General features: G+C 65.4%; 13 protein-coding genes. 7 read left to right on the top strand and 6 right to left on the bottom strand.

Annotation, left to right across the window (positions count from 1 at the left end; genetic code table 11):
- The first annotated feature begins 1 nt into the window (after position 1).
- Both ureG and ACXAD2_RS21685 read left to right on the top strand, forming a co-directional pair.
- Positions 2 to 634, top strand: coding sequence for an urease accessory protein UreG (gene ureG / locus ACXAD2_RS21690; protein ID WP_475174619.1), 633 nt, complete (start codon positions 2 to 4; stop codon positions 632 to 634).
- Entirely contained in the window at positions 631 to 1,602 is a 972-nt protein-coding gene (locus ACXAD2_RS21685; RefSeq protein ID WP_475174617.1) for a ketopantoate reductase family protein, read from the top strand. Before ureG ends, ACXAD2_RS21685 begins: the two co-directional genes overlap by 4 nt.
- An 87-nt stretch (positions 1,603 to 1,689) precedes the next feature.
- Here ACXAD2_RS21685 and ACXAD2_RS21680 read toward each other — a convergent pair whose 3' ends face one another.
- Both ACXAD2_RS21680 and ACXAD2_RS21675 read right to left on the bottom strand, forming a co-directional pair.
- The gene (locus ACXAD2_RS21680) at positions 1,690 to 6,561 is read right to left on the bottom strand and encodes a translocation/assembly module TamB domain-containing protein (RefSeq protein WP_475174614.1); all 4,872 of its coding nucleotides are present in this window, start codon (positions 6,559 to 6,561) and stop codon (positions 1,690 to 1,692) included.
- Positions 6,558 to 8,354, bottom strand: coding sequence for an autotransporter assembly complex protein TamA (locus ACXAD2_RS21675; RefSeq protein WP_475174612.1), 1,797 nt, complete (start codon positions 8,352 to 8,354; stop codon positions 6,558 to 6,560). The genes ACXAD2_RS21680 and ACXAD2_RS21675 overlap by 4 nt, the downstream gene beginning before the upstream one ends.
- A gap of 280 nt (positions 8,355 to 8,634) precedes the next feature.
- Here ACXAD2_RS21675 and ACXAD2_RS21670 point away from each other — a divergent pair, with 280 nt between their 5' ends.
- Entirely contained in the window at positions 8,635 to 9,540 is a 906-nt protein-coding gene (locus ACXAD2_RS21670) for an NAD-dependent epimerase/dehydratase family protein (protein ID WP_475174609.1), read from the top strand.
- 111 nt (positions 9,541 to 9,651) lie between these two features.
- On the opposite strand, the gene ACXAD2_RS21665 is transcribed toward ACXAD2_RS21670, so the two are convergent.
- From ACXAD2_RS21665 to ACXAD2_RS21650, 4 genes are all read right to left on the bottom strand, one after another.
- Positions 9,652 to 9,942 carry an HlyU family transcriptional regulator gene (locus ACXAD2_RS21665; RefSeq protein ID WP_475174607.1) on the bottom strand — a complete coding sequence of 97 codons (291 nt, stop codon included), beginning with the start codon at positions 9,940 to 9,942 and terminating at the stop codon, positions 9,652 to 9,654.
- Between the two features lie 16 nt (positions 9,943 to 9,958).
- Positions 9,959 to 11,956: an RNA polymerase sigma factor RpoD gene (gene rpoD, locus ACXAD2_RS21660; RefSeq protein WP_475174605.1), complete on the bottom strand. Its 1,998-nt coding sequence runs from the start codon at positions 11,954 to 11,956 to the stop codon at positions 9,959 to 9,961.
- 141 nt (positions 11,957 to 12,097) lie between these two features.
- Complete coding sequence (dnaG, locus tag ACXAD2_RS21655) at positions 12,098 to 14,104, bottom strand: DNA primase (protein ID WP_475174602.1); 2,007 nt, start codon at positions 14,102 to 14,104, stop codon at positions 12,098 to 12,100.
- Between the two features lie 144 nt (positions 14,105 to 14,248).
- The gene (locus ACXAD2_RS21650) at positions 14,249 to 14,533 is read right to left on the bottom strand and encodes a hypothetical protein (RefSeq protein ID WP_066106624.1); all 285 of its coding nucleotides are present in this window, start codon (positions 14,531 to 14,533) and stop codon (positions 14,249 to 14,251) included.
- A 188-nt stretch (positions 14,534 to 14,721) separates the two neighbouring features.
- On the opposite strand from ACXAD2_RS21650, the gene ACXAD2_RS21645 reads away from it, so the two are divergent.
- The 4 genes from ACXAD2_RS21645 to ACXAD2_RS21630 are packed head-to-tail and all read left to right on the top strand — an operon-like array spanning position 14,722 to position 17,673.
- On the top strand, positions 14,722 to 14,901 hold the full coding sequence (locus tag ACXAD2_RS21645) for a hypothetical protein (RefSeq protein ID WP_475174599.1): 180 nt from the start codon (positions 14,722 to 14,724) through the stop codon (positions 14,899 to 14,901).
- Positions 14,898 to 16,430, top strand: coding sequence for a CHAD domain-containing protein (locus ACXAD2_RS21640; protein WP_475174596.1), 1,533 nt, complete (start codon positions 14,898 to 14,900; stop codon positions 16,428 to 16,430). Before ACXAD2_RS21645 ends, ACXAD2_RS21640 begins: the two co-directional genes overlap by 4 nt.
- Positions 16,427 to 17,176 (top strand): ParA family protein, encoded by a 750-nt coding sequence (locus tag ACXAD2_RS21635; RefSeq protein ID WP_066101546.1) that lies wholly within the window; start codon positions 16,427 to 16,429, stop codon positions 17,174 to 17,176. Before ACXAD2_RS21640 ends, ACXAD2_RS21635 begins: the two co-directional genes overlap by 4 nt.
- Positions 17,173 to 17,673, top strand: a complete 501-nt coding sequence (locus ACXAD2_RS21630) for a CYTH domain-containing protein (RefSeq protein WP_475174586.1) — start codon at positions 17,173 to 17,175, stop codon at positions 17,671 to 17,673. The genes ACXAD2_RS21635 and ACXAD2_RS21630 overlap by 4 nt, the downstream gene beginning before the upstream one ends.
- Positions 17,674 to 17,776: the final 103 nt, after the last annotated feature.

Genomic DNA, 17,776 nt, shown 5'->3' with positions numbered 1-17,776 from the left:
CATGACTTCCCCCAACGGACCCCTTCGCGTCGGTCTCGGCGGCCCCGTGGGCGCCGGTAAGACCAGCCTCACCGCAGCCCTTGCCCGCGCGCTGCGCGACCGGCTGTCGATGGCCGTGGTGACCAATGACATCTACACCCGCGAAGACGCCGAAGAGCTGATGCGCCAGCAGATCCTGCCGCTCGACCGGATCAAGGGGGTCGAGACCGGCGGCTGCCCGCACACGGCGATCCGCGAGGATGCCTCGATCAACCTCGCCGCCATCGCCGAGCTGAACGAAGCGTTTCCCGACCTCGACCTGATCCTGATCGAAAGCGGCGGTGACAATCTCTCGGCGACCTTCTCGCCGGAACTGGCCGATGTGACCATCTATGTGATCGACACCGCCGCGGGTGAGGAAATCCCCCGCAAGGGTGGCCCGGCCATCACCAAGTCCGACATCCTCGTCATCAACAAGACCGACCTCGCGCCCTATGTGGGTGCCTCGCTCGAGGTGATGGAGCGCGATGCCACGCGGATGCGCGCGGGCAAGCCCTTCGTCTTTGCGCAGGTCAAGCACGGCAAGGGCGTCGATGAGATCGTCACGCTGCTGGCGCAGATCGGGGGGCTGCCGCTGGCCGAGGCAGTGGAATGAGCCGCTTCGTCATTCTTGGGGTCGGCGCGGTAGGCGGCACGCTCGCTGTCGCGCTGACCGAAGCCGGAGAGGATGTGATTGGCATCGCGCGCGGCGCGCAACTGGCAGCGATCAAGGCGGGCGGGCTGACGCTGCGCACGCCCGAAGGGCCGCGCCACGCCAATTTCCCCTGTGTGGCGACGCCGCAGGAGGCTGGGCTGCGCGAGGATGACGTGATCATCCTGTGCGTGAAGACCCAGCACACTGAGGCTGCGCTGGCGCAACTGCGCGAGGCCGGGGCGCAAAGGCAGCACATCTTCTGCTTCCAGAACGGGGTCGAGAACGAGCGGCTGGCGCTGCGCTACTTCCCCAATGTGCATGGGGTCACCGTGATGCTGCCCGCCGATTTCGTGCAGCCCGGCGAAGTGGTCTGCTACGGCGCGCCGGTCTGCGGATCCTTCGATGTGGGGCGCTATCCCTCGGGCTCGGACGACGCGGATGCGGTGCTGGTGTCGCGGCTGGAGGCGGCGGGCTTCCCCTCGGCGGTGCGCGATGGGGTGATGACGTTCAAATACGGCAAGCTGCTGATGAACCTTAGCAACATCGTCGGCGCTGCGCTTGGACAGGAGGCCGACGCCGCTGCCATCAACGCGGCGCTGAAGGCCGAAGCCGAGGCGGTCTTTGCCGCGGCGGGGATCGCTTGGGCGGATCCGGCCAAGGGCGATGCGGCGCGCGATGCGCAGCTAAAGATCGTCGATGTTCCGGGTGTCACCCGTGTAGGCAGTTCCACCGCGCAGAGCCTCGCGCGCGGCGCGGGTTCGGTCGAGACCGACTACCTCAATGGCCAGATCTCGCTTTTGGGTCGTCTGCACGGGGTGCCGACACCGGGCAACGATTGGTTCAATGCGCTGGCGGCGCGGCTGGTGCGCGAGGGCGCGGCGCCGGGTGCAGTGACGCTGGATGACGTGAGGGCGGCTCTGGCGCTTTAGACCATCTGTGACCCGATGCGGTCTGCAACCGAAAAGGGGCGTCCTTGCGGGCGCCCCTTTGCTTTTGGTGCTGATCGGCGACGCGGCTCAGTAATCGCGTTCGAAATACATGCCGAGCGTGCTGTCACCATCCGAGGTGACGCTGCCCTTGGCCTTCAGGCTCGGGGTGATCTTGATGTTGAGATTCACCGCGCTGTCGCCGCCGGAATCCACCTCGACATCGGTGTAGATGTTGTCAGAGATGTATTTGCCCAAGCGCAGCCCGGCCTCGCCCTCGTCATTGGTGGTGACGTCGAGGTCATCCAGCCCGAAGCCCTGCCGCAAGTTGTCCACCGCGCCCGAGCCGCCGCCCGCCAGCGTGTTGATCGCCGCGGCGATCTGCAACGCTTGGAAGCCCGAGATCTCGGTCAGGTCGCGCCCGAACAGCAGCAGCGCCAGAACCTCTTCCTCGGGGCGCGAGGGGTCAGAGGTGAAATCGACCTCGGGCGAGGTCGCCAGCCCGGTGATGCTGACCGTCACGGTGGTGCTTTCCACCTCGGAGGTGGCGGCGATATCCAGTGTCGGGATGAAATCGCCGGTCAGCGCCATCGACGCGGTGTCGAGCGTCAGGCGCTGGCCGAGGATGTCCAGCCGGCCGCGGATCAGATCGAACCGGCCCTGCGTGATGATGTCGTTCGAGGTGCCGGTCACGCGCAGCGCGCCGCCAAGCTCCATGTCGAGACCACGACCGCGGACGAAGATTTGCTGCGGCGCGCGGATCACCACATCGAGCGGGATCGAATAGCTCGACCCGCCGCCGTCGCTCTCGGCCTCGTCCAGCAGCCCGGCACGGGCGCGCGTGACACGCGATCCGGCGGGTTCCTGAATGTGGTGTAGCACAAAGCCACGGCTGCTTGGGCCAAGTCCGGTCTCGGGGATGCGGATCTCGGCGTTGTCGATGAGGATCTCGCCGCCGATCGTAGGCCCGGTGAGCAGCGGGCCAGAGATGCTGACGTTGCCGCCAAGCTGCACCTGATAGAGCCGCTGATCCTCTAGCACCAGTTGGTTGAGCGCGATGGCCAGATCGGCCGGGTAGCTGCCGCTCATGCCGATGGTGCCGTTCACCTCGATGCGCCCGCCGGTGGCCAGCGCGGTGGAGGCGGTGAGCGTGGTCTGACCGCCACCGACATTTGCGTTGAGGTTCAGCCCGGTCAGTTCGAGCCCCGGCCCGGGCAGGATCACCTGCGCGCCGTTCACCGTGACATTGCCCGACAGCGAGTTCACCGCCAGCGGGCCGCTGAGCCGCATGTCGATATTGGCATTGCCCGACAGCAGGTTCGGCGCGGCGACCTGATTGGCCAGCGCCAGCGGCGCATTGCCGGTGATTGCCAGATCGGCGGTGCCGAAGTCCTGCGCGATGCTGCCCGAGACTTGCGCCTGCGTGCCGCCGGGCGCGGTGAGCGAAGTCTGCAGTTGGTACTGCCCGCCATTCGCTGCCAGCGTGCCCTGCGCGGTGGCGCGGCCCGGAAGCTGCGGCACGATCAGCCCAAGGTCGCGCAGCGCCACCTCGTAGCTGATGCTCGAGCCTTCGCCGCCGTAGCTGCCCGAGGCCGAAGCGGTGACTTCGCCGGTCTGCACATCAAGTTGCTGGATCGTCAGCACGCCATTGGCGTCGCGGGTGACTTGCACCGTCGCGCTGCCATCGCCGCCGACCAACTGATCGGCGGTGGGGATGCCAAGGCGCAGGTTGCTGGAGTTGAGCTGACCGTTCGCCGAGAGGCTGCCGTCGGGCAAGTTATAGGACACATCGCCATCGAAGCTGACGCCGCCCGAGAGCGGCTGGCCAACCAGCGGCGCGTAGGCCGCCAGCGAGGCGACCGAGGCGTTGCCGTCAAAGGCCACCGTGCCGACGCTGCCGTCATCCAGTTTCTCGGCGGTGACGCGGCCCTGCGCCGTGGTCTCGCCGGGGCCGGAGGCGGTGAAGTCGAGCTGGTAGCTGCCATCGGTCTCTTGCAACTGGCCGTTCACATTGGCGCTGCCGGTCACGCCGGACTGGATCAGCGACATGTCGGGCAGGGTAATGTCAAAGCTCGCGTTGCTCTGGCCCGCGTCGGGCGAGGGGGTGCCGCCCATGAGGGCCGCGGTATAGACCTCGCCCTCGGCGGTGGCCCGGATCGCCTGACCGTTCACCTCAAGCTGGCGGATCTCGACCTTCTCGGTGTCATAGGCAGCCGAGACGTCGAGATCGACGGTGCCGGTCAGCAGCCCGTCGACCTGCGCGATGCCGGTGCCGATATCGCGGGTCGAGCCGTCGAGCACCGCGTCGATGGCGCCGCTTTGCATGTCGTAGGTCACATCGGCCGTCAGATCGAGCGCGCCGGCCAGCGGGCGGTCCGCAAGCCCGGCGTAGACCGACAGATCATCCGCCGCCACGTTGCCGTCGAACGACACGGTGCCGATGCTGCCATCCGCCTCTTTGCCCGCTTCAGCGAGGCCGTTGATCGCCACACCGCCGGGGCCGTTGGCGTCGATGTCGAGCCGGTAGCTGTCGGCCTCTTCCTGCAGGGTGCCGGTGGCCGCGAAGGGCCCGGTGATGCCGGGCTGGATCAGCGACATATCGGGCAGGCGAATGTCAAAGCTGGCGTTGCTGAGGCCCGCATTGGCAGAGGGGGTGCCGCCCAGCAGGGCGGCGGTATAGACCTCGCCCTCGGCGTTGACTTGCACGGCCTGACCGTCGACGGTCAGCTCGCGGATCAGCACGCGGTCGCTGTCGTAGTTCACTGAGGCGTCGAGATCGACGCTGCCGGTCAGCAGCCCGTCGAGCTGTTCGATGCCGGTCTCGATATTGGCGACAGTGCCGTCCAGAACCGCGTCGATCGCGCCACCGTCGAGCGTGTAGGTGACATCGGTGTTCAGATCGACCGCGCCCGCCAGAGGCCGCCCGGCGAGTGGGGCGTAGGCGGCCAGATCCTCTGCCGCCGCGTCGCCCTCGAAGCCAATGCTGCCGATGGTGCCATCTTCGAGCTTGCTGGCGGTCAGCAGACCATCAAGGTCGGTGCCGCCCGGCGCGCTGCCGGTGAAATCGAGAAGATAGGCGTCCGGGGTTTCGGTCAGCGTGCCCGAAAGCTGCGCCGCGCCGGCCATATCCGCCTCGACCAGCGACAGGTCGGGCAGCGAAATGTCGAAGCTGCCGGTGCTGCCGCCGGTCTGCAGCTTGGCCTCGGCCACCGCCTTGAGGCCATCGCCCGAGAGGTCGAGCCGCCGCAGTTCGGTGCCTTCTTCATTGCGCACGGCAGAGGCGAAAAGCTCCACCTCGCCAGCAAGCAGCCCGTCCGCCTGCGCGACACCGGTCTTCAGATCGCGGGTGAGGCCGTCGACAGTAAAGTCGAAGCGCCCGGCGACCGGCTCCAGCGTGCCTTTGACGGCGACATTGGCGTCGCCGCCAAGCTCGCGTCCGGCCAGACCGGAAAAGCGCCCGATGTCCTCGGCGCGCATCTGCAGGTCCGGCTCGATGATGATGTTGCCGCTGTTGCCGATGCCCGAGAAGGTGACGTCGCCCGCAAGCGCAAGGCCCGCGCCGCCAAAGTCGATCTGGCGCAGATAGAGCGGATCGCCCGCCTGCCAGTCGATCTGCATGACGCCCGTAAGCTGCTCGCCCGCGGCGTCGGCCATGGAGGCGTCGGCAAAATCGAGCCCGGTGGCATCAAAGGTCAGCTGTGCCTCGACCCCACCCGGAAGCGAATTGCCCGCGCTGCGGCGGATGGTCCCGCGGCCCGCGATATCGGCACGCGCAAGCGACATATCGGGGCGGTCGATGCCTTCGGCGATCACGTCGAGGGTGAAGGCCTCACCCTGCGAGGCGTCGTAGTCGAGATTGATTGTCGCCTGATCGACCATGGTGACATCGCCCGACATGGCCAGCCGCACCGGGCTGCCGTCATCCGAGGCGATCTCACCATCAAGCTGCAGCAGTTCCGGCCAGCCGTCGGCACCGATGCGCGCGGCGCCGGTGAGCGAGACCATGGCGGTCTGCAGATCCAGCGTTTCGAGATCAAGCACCCCGTCGGCGCCCTGCAGGCCCGCGACCTGCAGCGACTGCTCGGGGCCAAAGAACTCGCGGTGCTGCTCGGGCAGCAGCGGACGCAGATCGCCCGAGACGTCTGCGGTAAAGCGGCGGCCCTCTTCGGCGCTGCCGAGCAGGGTGATCTGGCCGCCAAGGCGCTCTTCGCCGTCGGTGGCCAGCTGCAGATCGGCGGTGAAATCGTCAAGCTCGCCGTCGCCCTGCAGCGCAAGGCTCAGCGAGGGCGCGCCGGGCAGGCCCATCTTGGTGGTGACGATGCCGCCACTTTCCTCTTCCAGCGAGACATCGAGCGACAGCGCGCCGCTTTCATTGGCGTAGCTGCCGGCCAGTTTCAGCGAATCCTGCGGCCCGTCGAGGCGATTGATCGAAATGTCGGCCTCGCCCTCGCCATCGGCCAGTTGGGCAGAGCCATTGACCTCAAGCGCCACTTCCTCGCCGAGCAGCGAAGCGCCCAGCTCGACGCGCGCAATGCTCAGCTCGCCCACATTCACCGACACGGGCAGATCGGGCAGGGCGAAATCGCCCGACGCCTCAGGCGCGGGAGCCTCTTCGCCCGCCGCCGGGGCGCGTTCCACCACCAGTCGCTCGGCGCTCAACTCGTTGACCACCAGCGCGCCACGCAGCAGCGCGGTGCGGCGCCAGTTCAGCGTCGCATTCTCCAGCACCAGCCAGACCCCCTCGTCATCCGAGATGGTCATACGTTCCAGCGTCGCCTCGGAACTGAGCGCGCCGCGGAAGCCGGTGATCGAGACGTCGCGGCCCGCGCCAGAGAGCGAGTCCTCGATCAGACGCTCGAGAAAGCCGCCGCTGTCCTCATCCTCTTCCTGCGCGAGGGCAGGGGGGGCCGCCAGAATGAGCGGCAGGAGCAGCAGCAGGGAAAAACGCTTGAGAAGGGTCAAAATGCCTGTCCTATGCCGAGGTAGATCTGCACGCCGTCACCGGTGTCGCCACCGGCGGGCATGGCCACATCAAAACGTAGCGGGCCGATCCCGGTTTTGTAGCGCACGCCGATGCCCGCGCCCGCGTGCCATTCGCCATCATCGCCGCCGGGGGTGCTGTCACGCCCGACATAACCCGCGTCGTAGAAGACCACCGCGCCGAGGCTTTCGCCGATGTCCTGCCGAAGCTCGCCAGAGATGCCGGCAAAGCTGCGCCCGCCGATCGAGTCGCCGTCGCCGAGGTCGATGTCCAGCGACTGGTAGGGCTGGCCGCGAACCGTGCCCGCGCCGCCGGAGTAGAACAGGTAGTCGGGAGGCGTCTCGTCGATGTCCGGCCCGATCACCGAGCCGAGTTGCAGCCGTCCGGCCAGCACCGTGCGCTGGCGTTCGCCAAAGGCATAGTACCCGCGGAAATCGCCGTAGAGCCGCGCGCCATTGGGATCATCGCGCAGGTTCAGGAAGGGCGTGGCGTCGGCAAGGATGTAGTAGCCCTTGCGCGGATCAAACTCGTCATCGCGGCGATCGTATTCCGCCTCGACCGGCAGGGTGAGCAGCTCGAAGGTGCGCTCGCCAAGGTCGTCGGTGGTTTCCGAGTAGAGATAGCCGATGCCGATCTCGGTATAGAGATTGTCGGTCAGCTGCCGGGTGAGACCGGTGGTCAGCTCGATGCTGTCGAGGTCATAAGCGGGCTCTTGCAGGTGCTGAAGCTCGGTCTGAAAATAGGCGTCGGTGTCCGGGCCGACAGCGGCGGGCACGTCGAGCCTGCCGGTCAGCGTGTAGTCGAGCGTGTCACTCTGGTCGGTGATGTCGGTGATCTCGGCATCAAAACGCAATCGCTCGGCACCGCCAAAGATGTTGCGGTGCAGCCAATAGCTGGTCAGCGACAGACCTTCGAGCGAGCTGATCTCGGCACCAAAGCCAATCCGGCGCGGCTTGGAGTCGACCACGTCGAGCGTGTAATCAAGCGTGCCGTCGGGGTTCGGCGTGTCTTTCTCGCGCAGGGTGACCGTGGCGAAGGCACCGGTGCGGGTCAGCCGGTCGACCACGTCCTCAACTTCCTCGGGGTCGTAAATCTCGCCCGTCGGCATGCCTGCGATGCGGCGCTGCGCGGCGGTGCGCACCTTGCTGGTGCCATCGGTGTCGATCCGTCCGAAGCGCAGGCGCGGGCCGGTGGTCACGCCCATATCCACATCGACGCGGCGCGCGGCGTGGTTGGCGGTGACATCTTCGCGGGTCAGCTCGGCCTTGGGGTAGCCGACGTTGCGCCAGCCATCCACCGCCGCCTGCGCGGCGCTGGTGATCGTGGTGGCCTTGGCGCGCTCGCCGGGTTTGAAATCGCTGGGCAGATCGGTCTCGGGCGCCAGCGGCGTGACATCGGTGTGGCCAAACTGGAAACGCGGGCCGGGGCGCACCAGCACATCGACACGGTTCACGCTCTGCGGTGTGGACAGCAGCGGAATCTCCGACGCCTCGCGCCCGTCGATGCGGATCGATACTTCGGGGGCGTAATAGCCCGCGCCATAGAGCGTCTCGACAATGATCCCATAGTCCGACAGCGCCGCCGCCATCACGTCGGGCCCCTCGGTCTTGTCTTCGGATTTGGTGGTGACCAGCGCCGAATAATTGGTGATCTGAGTCTGAATGTCCTCGCTCAGACCGGGAAATGCAAAGCTGAGCGTCTCGAAGGCAGAGGCCGGCTGGGCGGCGGCGCTCAGGGCGAGGCTCAGGGCAATGGAATGATGCCGAAGGCGCAATGAACTGTCCTTTCGCGAAACTGTTCCCGCACCTTAACGCAGCGGAATTGACGCGGCTAGGCGCTGCGCGAAGAAGCACGGCCTGCCGGTTGATTTCGCGCGGTTTCGTGGGGATCGGGTCACGCCCGCGAAACTGTGAAGGCGTGCGTGGCATCGGGGGCTTGCTCTGCGGTGATGCGCTGTGCGGGCGTCTTGCCGGGCCGGGCGGCGGCCTTTATCCCGGAAGGCAGGAAGCGGCTGCGCAGGGTGCAGGCCGCAGAGGTGACGGTAAGGATTTGCGATGCGCATTTACGTGACGGGCTGTGCCGGCATTCTGGGCTATGAGATCCTGTGCCGCATGCATGCCGAGGGGCATGAGGTCACCGGTATTTCGCGCAGCGCGCTGCCCGAGGGCGCACCGGCGCTGCCGCATGTGCAGGTGAGCGACGCGCTGCATCCGGGCTGGCTGGCTCCGGGGGACGAGGGGGCGACGATCGTGCATTGCGCAGGACTGTCGGACGCACGGCGCAGGTTCGACAGTATCGGCGCGCTGAACCGAGAGGTGACGGAGCCGCAGACCGATTTCGTCGAGGCGCTGCTGGCGCGGGGCTGGCGCGGGCATCTGGTGTATCTGTCGACCGCCGCCGTCTATGGCGACACCGAAGAGCTTCCCATTGCCGAGACGCGCGAGCCGCAGCCCAAGGGGTATTACGCGCTGCACAAGCTGTCGGTAGAAAATGCGCTGCTGTTTCTTGCCGCGCAGCATGGCTTTCGCCTGACCCTGCTGCGCCTTGGCAACCCTTATGGCACGGCGATGCCCGGCCGCGAGCGGGGGGTGATGCGGCTCTTGCTGGATGCGCTGGCCACCGGCGCGGAGTTCACCGTCTACGGCAGCGGCGAGACCTCGCGCGATTATCTGCATATGGATGATTTCACCCGTGCGGTGTCGCAGGTGGTGACCCGCGATCTGCCTGAACAGATCACCCGCCTGAACCTTGGGGCCGGGGAGGGGACAACGCTCAACGGTCTGATCGCGCGCATGGAGGCGGCCACCGGGCGCAGCCTCAATCTCGTCAGCAAACCGTCGGACCTAGAGGTGAAGTCGAGCGTTCTCGACATCACGCGCGTGCGGCAGCTGCTCGGCTGGAGCCCGCAGGTCTCGCTCGACGACGGTCTGGCGCGCATGGTGTCGGACTACGGTCTGTGAGGCGAATGCGGCGGGACCTGCGCGAGTGAACGTCGCATGGCCCGGAACGCAAAAAACGCCGCCCCGAAGGACGGCGTTTTATAGTCTTGGAAGGCGGGATCAGCTGAAGATTCAGCTGAAGATCCGCGCGCCCTGTTCGTCGATCATCTGTTGCGCCTTGCGAAGCGAGGCGGCGACCGCCTCGTCGCGGTCGCGGATGACATCGGCGCGGATCAACTGATGCACCTTCACCTCGCCGTTCACCTCACCCTCGATCCGGGCGGCGATGCGGAACTGCCCGTCGGTCGGCTGCGGCTCGGGGAAGATCACGAAGCCCTTGTATTCCACCGCTTCGGTCTGAGGCTGCGCGGCAGCGCCGGTGTCGGAACCGCCGCCGCCAAAGAGACGTGACCAGAAGGACATGGCTCTCTCCTTGCGCTTACTGGTCGAGGAACGAGCGCAGCTTGCGCGACCGGCTCGGGTGCTTGAGCTTGCGCAGCGCCTTCGCCTCGATCTGACGGATCCGCTCGCGCGTCACCGAGAACTGCTGGCCGACCTCTTCGAGCGTGTGGTCGGTGTTCATGCCAATGCCGAAGCGCATCCGCAGAACCCGTTCCTCACGCGGGGTGAGCGAAGAGAGCACGCGGGTGGTGGTCTCTTTGAGGTTCTCTTGGATCGCGCTGTCGAGCGGCAGGATCGCGTTCTTGTCCTCGATGAAATCGCCGAGCTGCGAATCTTCCTCGTCGCCGATGGGCGTTTCGAGCGAGATCGGCTCCTTGGCGATCTTCATCACCTTGCGGACCTTCTCGAGCGGCATCTGCAGCTTTTCCGCCAGCTCTTCCGGGGTCGGCTCGCGGCCGATCTCGTGCAGCATCTGACGGCCGGTGCGGACCAGCTTGTTGATCGTCTCGATCATGTGCACCGGGATACGGATGGTGCGCGCCTGATCGGCGATCGAGCGGGTGATCGCCTGACGGATCCACCAGGTCGCATAGGTCGAGAACTTATAGCCGCGACGATACTCGAACTTGTCCACGGCCTTCATCAGGCCGATGTTGCCTTCCTGAATAAGGTCGAGGAACTGCAGCCCGCGGTTGGTGTATTTCTTGGCGATCGAGATCACGAGGCGAAGGTTGGCTTCGACCATTTCCTTCTTGGCCTGACGCGCCTCTTTCTCACCCTTCTGCACCTGCTGGACGATGCGGCGGAATTCGCTGATGTCGAGGCCCACATACTGGCCGACCTGCGCCATATCGGCGCGCAGCTCGTCGGCCTTGTCCGAGAAACGCTCGATGAACATCTGCCAGCCGCGACCGTCTTTCTCGGCCATGCGGTCCATCCAGTTCGGCTCAAGCTCGCGACCACGATACTCGGCGACGAACTCGCGGCGGTTGATGCGGGCCTGATCGGCCAGCTTCACCATCGCGCTGTCGATCGACATGATGCGCTTGTTGATGCCGTAGAGCTGGTCGATCAGCGCCTCGATGCGGTTGTTGTGCAGGTGCAGGCCGTTGACCATCACAACGATCTCGGAGCGCAGCTTCTGGTACTGCGCTTCGTCGGCTTCCGAGAAGGTGCCGTCCTCGTTCAGCGTGGCGCTGATCCGGGCGTCCTGCATTTCCGACAGGGCTTCGTAGTCGGCGGCGATGAGATCGAGGGTTTCGAGCACGCGCGGCTTCAGCGCGGTCTCCATCGCGGCCAGCGACATGTTGGCCTGATCGTCCTCGTCCTCGTCGTCATCCTTGCGGATCGGGTTGCCGTCGGCGTCGAGCTCGGGCTCGTTGCTCTTGGGCTTCTGCGCGGCCTCGCCACCGGCGCCGGCGTCCACCACCGGCTCGTTCAGCTCGCCGTCTTCGTCGAGCTGATTGCCGAAGGTCGCCTCGAGGTCGATCACATCGCGCAGCAAAATCTCTTCGCTGAGAAGTTCCTCGCGCCAGATGGTGATCGCCTGAAAGGTCAGGGGGCTTTCGCACAGGCCCGCGATCATCGTGTTGCGGCCAGCCTCGATCCGCTTGGCGATGGCAATCTCGCCCTCGCGCGACAGCAGTTCGACCGAGCCCATCTCGCGCAGGTACATGCGCACCGGGTCATCGGTACGGTCGAGCTTTTCCGAGCCGCCCGACGACAGCGCGACGTCACGACCTTTGGAGGCGTCGACCAGATCGGTCGAGCCTTTGTTCTTGTCCGCGTCTTCCTCGGCTTCCTCGTCCTCTTCGGTGACTTGGATGCCCATTTCGGAGAGCATCGACATCACGTCTTCGATCTGGTCGGAACTGACCTGATCCGGCGGCAGAACCTGGTTCAGCTGGTCATAGGTGATAAAGCCACGCTCGCGCGCCTCGGCGATCATCTTCTTGACCGCGGCCTGGCTCATGTCGAGGCTATGTGCGTCGTCCTGAGTTTCCGGCTTGGCGTCGTCGTTGTCTTTGGCTGCCATGAAGTGCTCCGTCAAAGGGAGGGGCCGGTTCTGGCCGGCACTCGCGCAAGTGAAGTGATTCGTTTCTGCAAATCATGGGGGGAATCAAATGATTCGGCCACCCGTGTACCCGTTTTTCCTCCAGTTTCCCTAAATGGTCATCTAGTTCTGACCCTTGGAAAAGCGAATTTGTTGCAGCAGCGCGTCGAAAGCGCTGCGTTCTTCTTTGTCCATCCGGGCCCCATTGGCCCCGGTTTCGAATTCCACATCGTCTTCAGAACGGTTCATAACCGCCTGATTGCGCGCCTGTGCCGCCTGTCCCAGCCTCCAGGTCAGGGCTTCATCCGCGAGGCTCTCCATATCCTCCAGCGCCTCTGCGAGTTCGGCCACGAGTCCCGCCTGCGCGGCGATCTTGGCGAATTCCTCGGCCACCGTGAGGCGGGCGAGTTCAACGTCACCGATCTGTCGCAAGCAGGGTACCACTGCCACATGGCGTGCCCCGAGGAGGGAATCAAGGGCCTCGGGTCCGATTCTCTGCGCCGCGTCTTCCTGAAGCATTTCCGGGTCGGTCGTTCCTGCGCTCAGGAACAGGTCGCGCAGCGCGGCGTGATCGGGATCGCTGCAGGGCAGGGTCTCGAGCGGGCCTTCGAACTCAGGCAGTAGCGCCGGGTAGCGCAGCAGCACGGCGAGAATGACGGTCTCGCGCAGCCGGGTCTCGGCAGCCTCGCCAGCCGAGACCAGCAGAGAGGATTTCGCCGCGGCGCTGGGGGCGATGGTGACCGCCTGACCCCATTTCTGGGTGCGCTGACCGCTGCGGAACGGGCTACGCTGGCCGGATTTCCCGCCCCAGTTGCCGCCTCCGTTTCCGCCATCGCCGCTGCGCTTGCTGCGGAAGAGCTGCCAGCGGAGTTCCTTGATCTCATTGCCGTAGTGATGGCGCAGGTCGGGGTGCTGGATGCGCTTGATCGCCGCGCGCAGCGTCGCGTCGAGCGCCGCTTTGCGCTCGGGGCTGTCAAAGACCTTGTCCTCGGTCTCGCGCCGCCAGAGCAGTTGCACCATGGGCTGCGCCTGATCGAGCACCGCCTTCACCGCCTGCGGCCCTTTGGCGCGCAGCAGGTCGTCCGGGTCCTGACCTTCGGGCATGATGGCGAACCGCAATCCCTTGCCGGGCATCAGCAGCGGCAGCGCGGTGTCGATCACCCGATAGGCGGCGCGCAGGCCGGCCTTGTCGCCGTCGAGCGCGATCACCGGCTCGTCGGCGATGCGCCAGAGCAGCGCGATCTGATGCTCGGTGACGGCGGTGCCGAGCGGCGCCACCGCCGCCTCGAACCCGGCCTCGCTGAGCGCGATCACATCCATATAGCCTTCGGCGACGATCAGCGGCTGGCCCTTGCCCGCCGCCTCGCGCGCGGGCGCGTGGTTGTAAAGGTTGCGGCCCTTGTCGAAGAGCTCGGTCTCGGGCGAGTTGAGATATTTGGCGTTGTCGCGCGGGTCCATGGCGCGCCCGCCGAAGGCAATGGCACGGCCGCGGCCATCGCGGATCGGGAACATGATGCGGTTGCGGAACACGTCATAGGGCGCGCGGCCCTTCTGCGAGGGCTTGGCCAGCCCCGCCGCCATGATCAGATCCTCGGCGACGCCCTGTCCGCGCAGATGGTCCCAAAGGTGCTGCCAGCCCTCGGGCGCGAACCCAAGCTCGAAACGGTCCTGAACCGGTTGCGTCAGCCCGCGCCGGTCGAGATAGGCGCGCGCCTCGGAGGCGGCGCCGGTGCGCAGCTGCATCCTGAAGAACCGCACCGCCTGTTCCATCACCTCGGCAAGCTGGCTGCGGCGGTCGGCCTTCTGCGCGGCCTGCGGGTCGCGCGCGGGCATCTGCATGCCTGCCTCACGGGCGAGGATCTCGACCGCTTCCATAAAGTCGACGTTCTCGCTTTCGCGCACGAAGGAGATCGCATCGCCCTTCGCGTGACAGCCGAAGCAGTAGTAGAACCCCTTGCGGTCATCGACGTGGAAAGAGGCAGACTTTTCCTGATGGAACGGGCAGGGCGCCCACATGTCGCCCTTGGCCTGATTGGACTTGCGGGTGTCCCACATGACTTTGCGACCGACGACCTGGCTCAGGCTCGTTCGGGTGCGCAATTCGTCAAGGAAGCCGGGTGGTAAACTCATGCTCGGAGTATCAATGCAGAGGGAGGCCGAGTCCATGCGGCTCGGCACGCGCGTTTGTGTTTGTGTCAGATAGCCGATGCCCGCGCCGACCGGAAGGGCGACGCGGGCGGGTGCGGGTCACGTCATGCGCGCCTCAGCGCGGCGTCATTGCGAGAGACACTGCTGTTCCCAGCTGCGGCCCACATCGAGGGTGAGCTGGTTTTCGGGCAGCGAGTAAATCCATTGCGCCAGCATCTCGCCCGAGTCGCGATCCAGCGCCCGGCGCAATTCGCGCTCGGTCCGCTTTTGCGGGATACCGTCCTTACGCGCCTGCACTGCTTCCATGACCATCTTGGCCGAGGTTTCGCAGCGTGCCGCCTTGTCACTTTGCGCGGAGGCCGGGGTGGCGGCGGCGAGCACCAGCCCGAAAAATACTACAAGATTCCGCATGGTCTGCATCTCCTGTGTCAGCCAAGGCGCTTATGTAATCCTTTGCGGGGAAAGTGTCACCCATGAGGCGGGCTGCGATCACGGCTTGGAGAGCGCAGTGGCCTTGCCGTTGCGCCAGCGCCGGGAAATCGCGTTGCGCTTGCTGGCTCAAAGTGAAATCATGACGTCACTTTTAGCGGGTATCAGCCATGGCGAAGACCAAGGAAATCAAGCCCAAGGACGAGAAGAAGAACACGTCCCTGCGGCTTAGCAGCAAGACACTCAAGGCGCTCAAGATGCGCGCCATCGAAGAGGATCGCAGTGTGCAGAAGATCGTCGAGACGCTGATCGAGGATTATCTGCGTAAAGCCGGAAAGAAATCCAAATGACTCAAGGCGAGGGTGCCTTTTACCTCCTCCCCGACATGGCCGCAGAGGGGGCATCGCTGGTCGATGCCGCCGATCTGGGCGGTCTTAACCCCCAGCTGAACTGGCAGGAGGCGAGCAGCGCCTTCCTGATCCGCGATACCTTCGATCAGGAATTGCGCCTGAGTGGCCGTGTGCTGATCGAAGTGGCGGAGCAGTTTGAACTGCTTGAGCCCGATGGGCGGGTGCTTGGCCAGTCTTCGGCGGGGGCGGGGCGCTTTGTCGCCGAGTTCTCCGAGGGTTCGGTGAAGCATGCCCTGTCCGACCTTTCGCCACTGCGCTGCCTGCTGCCGGTCGGCGCGGGCGAAATGCGCCGGGGCGAGCTGGCGCTGCTCGATGACGAAGAAAAGACGCAGGCGCGGGCGCTTTTGTGGGTGCTCGAAGCGACGGAGGGCGCGCGCGTGACGATTGCCCGCCTGCAGGGGCTGCGCGGCTACGACAAGGCGCTGACCCGGCTGCAGAAGCTGGTCGAAGGGTTGGGCGGCGCGGCGCTGGAGGATGGCGCGCTTTATGATCTGCTGTTCCCCGGCCAGTCGGCCTATGTGGCCAAGCCCGAGGTGCCGATGGACGGGCAGGAAGAGGCCTTTGACGCCGCCAGCGATATCATCGCCGCTTATCTTCCCGTGGCGCGCGCCAATGAGGCCGGGGTGATCGCCGATGACGACACCGAGTTCCTGCATGACTACCGCATCGCGCTGCGCAAAATCCGCTCGGTGCTGAGCCTGTTCAAGGGCGTTTATGCGGACGAGCAGACCGCCGAGCTGAAAGCGCGCTTTTCGGCGTTGATGGAACCGACCGGGCGGCTGCGCGATCTCGATGTCTATCTGCTCGAGAAGGATGCCTATTATACAATGCTGCCGGCGAACCTGCACGAAGGGCTCGACCGGATGTTCGCCTTGTTCGCCGAGGAACGCACCGCCGCGCAGGCGGGGCTGGCGAAACATCTGCGTAGCACCGGTTACCGCAAGGAGATCACCGCGCTTGGCAAGATGTTCGACAAGCGCAAGGCCTTGCAGCGCGGCGATCGCGCGGATCTTCCGGCCTATGATTTCGCCTGCAAGCTGATCTGGAAACGCTACCGCAAGATCTGCACCATCGCCGAGGCGATTGACGATGCAACGCCGGACCACGAGGTGCATGAGCTGCGCATCCACTGCAAGAAACTGCGCTATCTCATGGAGTTCTTCGGCCCGCTGTTTCCCGCAGGGCGGTTCAAAAAGCTGATCAAGCCGCTGAAGCGCCTGCAGGACAACCTTGGTCTTTTCAACGATTACTCGGTGCAGCAGGGCAGCCTTATCGACTTCCTGAGGCGGCTCGAAGACAGCGGCGAGAGCGGCAATCTGCAGGTGGCGCAAAGCGTTGGCGCGCTGATCCTCGTGCTGCACGAGCGGCAGCTGGCAGAGCGCGCCAAGGTCGTCGGCAGCTTCGCGACGTTCAACAGCGCCGAGACTCAAATGACGTTCCGCGAGCTGTTTCACGGAGGAAAGAAATGAAGATCATCGCCTGCTATTCCAACAAAGGCGGCGTCGGGAAAACCGCGACCTCGGTGAACCTTGCCTATGCGCTGGCGCAGGGCGGCCGCCGGGTGCTGCTGTGCGATCTCGACCCGCAGGGCGCGTCGAGCTTCTACTTTCGCGTGAAACCCTCAAAGAAGCTGACCGAGGCGAAGTTCTTTGAGGACGTGCAGCGCTTCACCAAGGCGATCCGGGGCAGCGATTTCGACAATCTCGACATCCTGCCCGCCAATATGACCTTCCGCGACTTCGACGTGTTCCTCGCCCGTATGCGCAATTCGCGCTCGCGGCTGAAGAAGGCGTTGAAGGCGGTGAAGGGCGATTACGACGTGATCCTGCTGGATTGCCCGCCGAACATCTCGACCCTTTCCGAAAATGTCTTTCGCGCGTCCGATGCGATCGTCGTGCCGGTCATTCCCACGACCCTGTCGCAGCGCACGTTCGAGCAGTTGCAGGAGTTCTTCCGCGACCATGACCTGAGCCCCAAAAAGCTGCACGGGTTCTTTTCGATGGTGCAGGGGGTGAAGTCGCTGCATGGCGAGACCATGGACGAGATGCGCGCCGAGCACGGCAAGCGTCTGATGAAGTCGAGCATTCCTTTCACCTCGGATGTCGAGCGCATGGGGGTGCATCGTGCGCCAGTGATGGCGACCGCGCCGTCGAGCGCCGCCAGCGCGGCCTATACGGCGCTGCATGACGAATTGAGCAAGAGGGTCCTGAAATGACCGACGCAACCGAAGCCGTGGAGATCGAGCGCAAGTTTCTTGTGGCGCAACTGCCGGTGCTGGAGGAACTGAAGGCAAAGCCGGTCCGGCAGGGCTATGTCACCCAGGCGGGCAACTCGGTGGAACTGCGCCTGCGCGAGAAGGGCGGGGCTTTCTTTCTGACGCTGAAGTCCGAAGGCGGGCTGGTGCGCATGGAGCGTGAGATCGAGATCGACGCCGCGCAGTTCGAGGCGCTCTGGCCCGCGACCGAGGGGCGACGGCTCGAAAAGACACGCTATGTGGGCGCGCTGCCCGATGGCACGGGGTTCGAGCTCGATGTCTTCACCGGGACGCTGGCGCCGCTGGTGCTGGTGGAGGTCGAGTTCGACAGCGCAGAGGCGGCACGGGCCTTCACTCCGCCCGACTGGTTCGGAGCGGATGTCACCGAAGACCGCCGCTACCGCAACCGCGCGCTGGCCGATGATGGCGTGCCGGGGCGTCCCGAGCGGCGCGGCTGAGGCGCTACAAATTCCTCATTGGGGGAACGTCACACACAGGCGGCGCGGGTCTTCGCGTCGCCTTTTTCGTTGTGCGCGCCCGCGTGCTGTGGCGCTCTTGCGC

The sequence above is a fragment of the Salipiger sp. ABN3_019 genome (assembly GCF_056158605.1).
The sequence above is the reverse complement of the archived record's forward strand: the minus strand, read 5'-3'. Positions and strand labels throughout refer to the sequence as shown.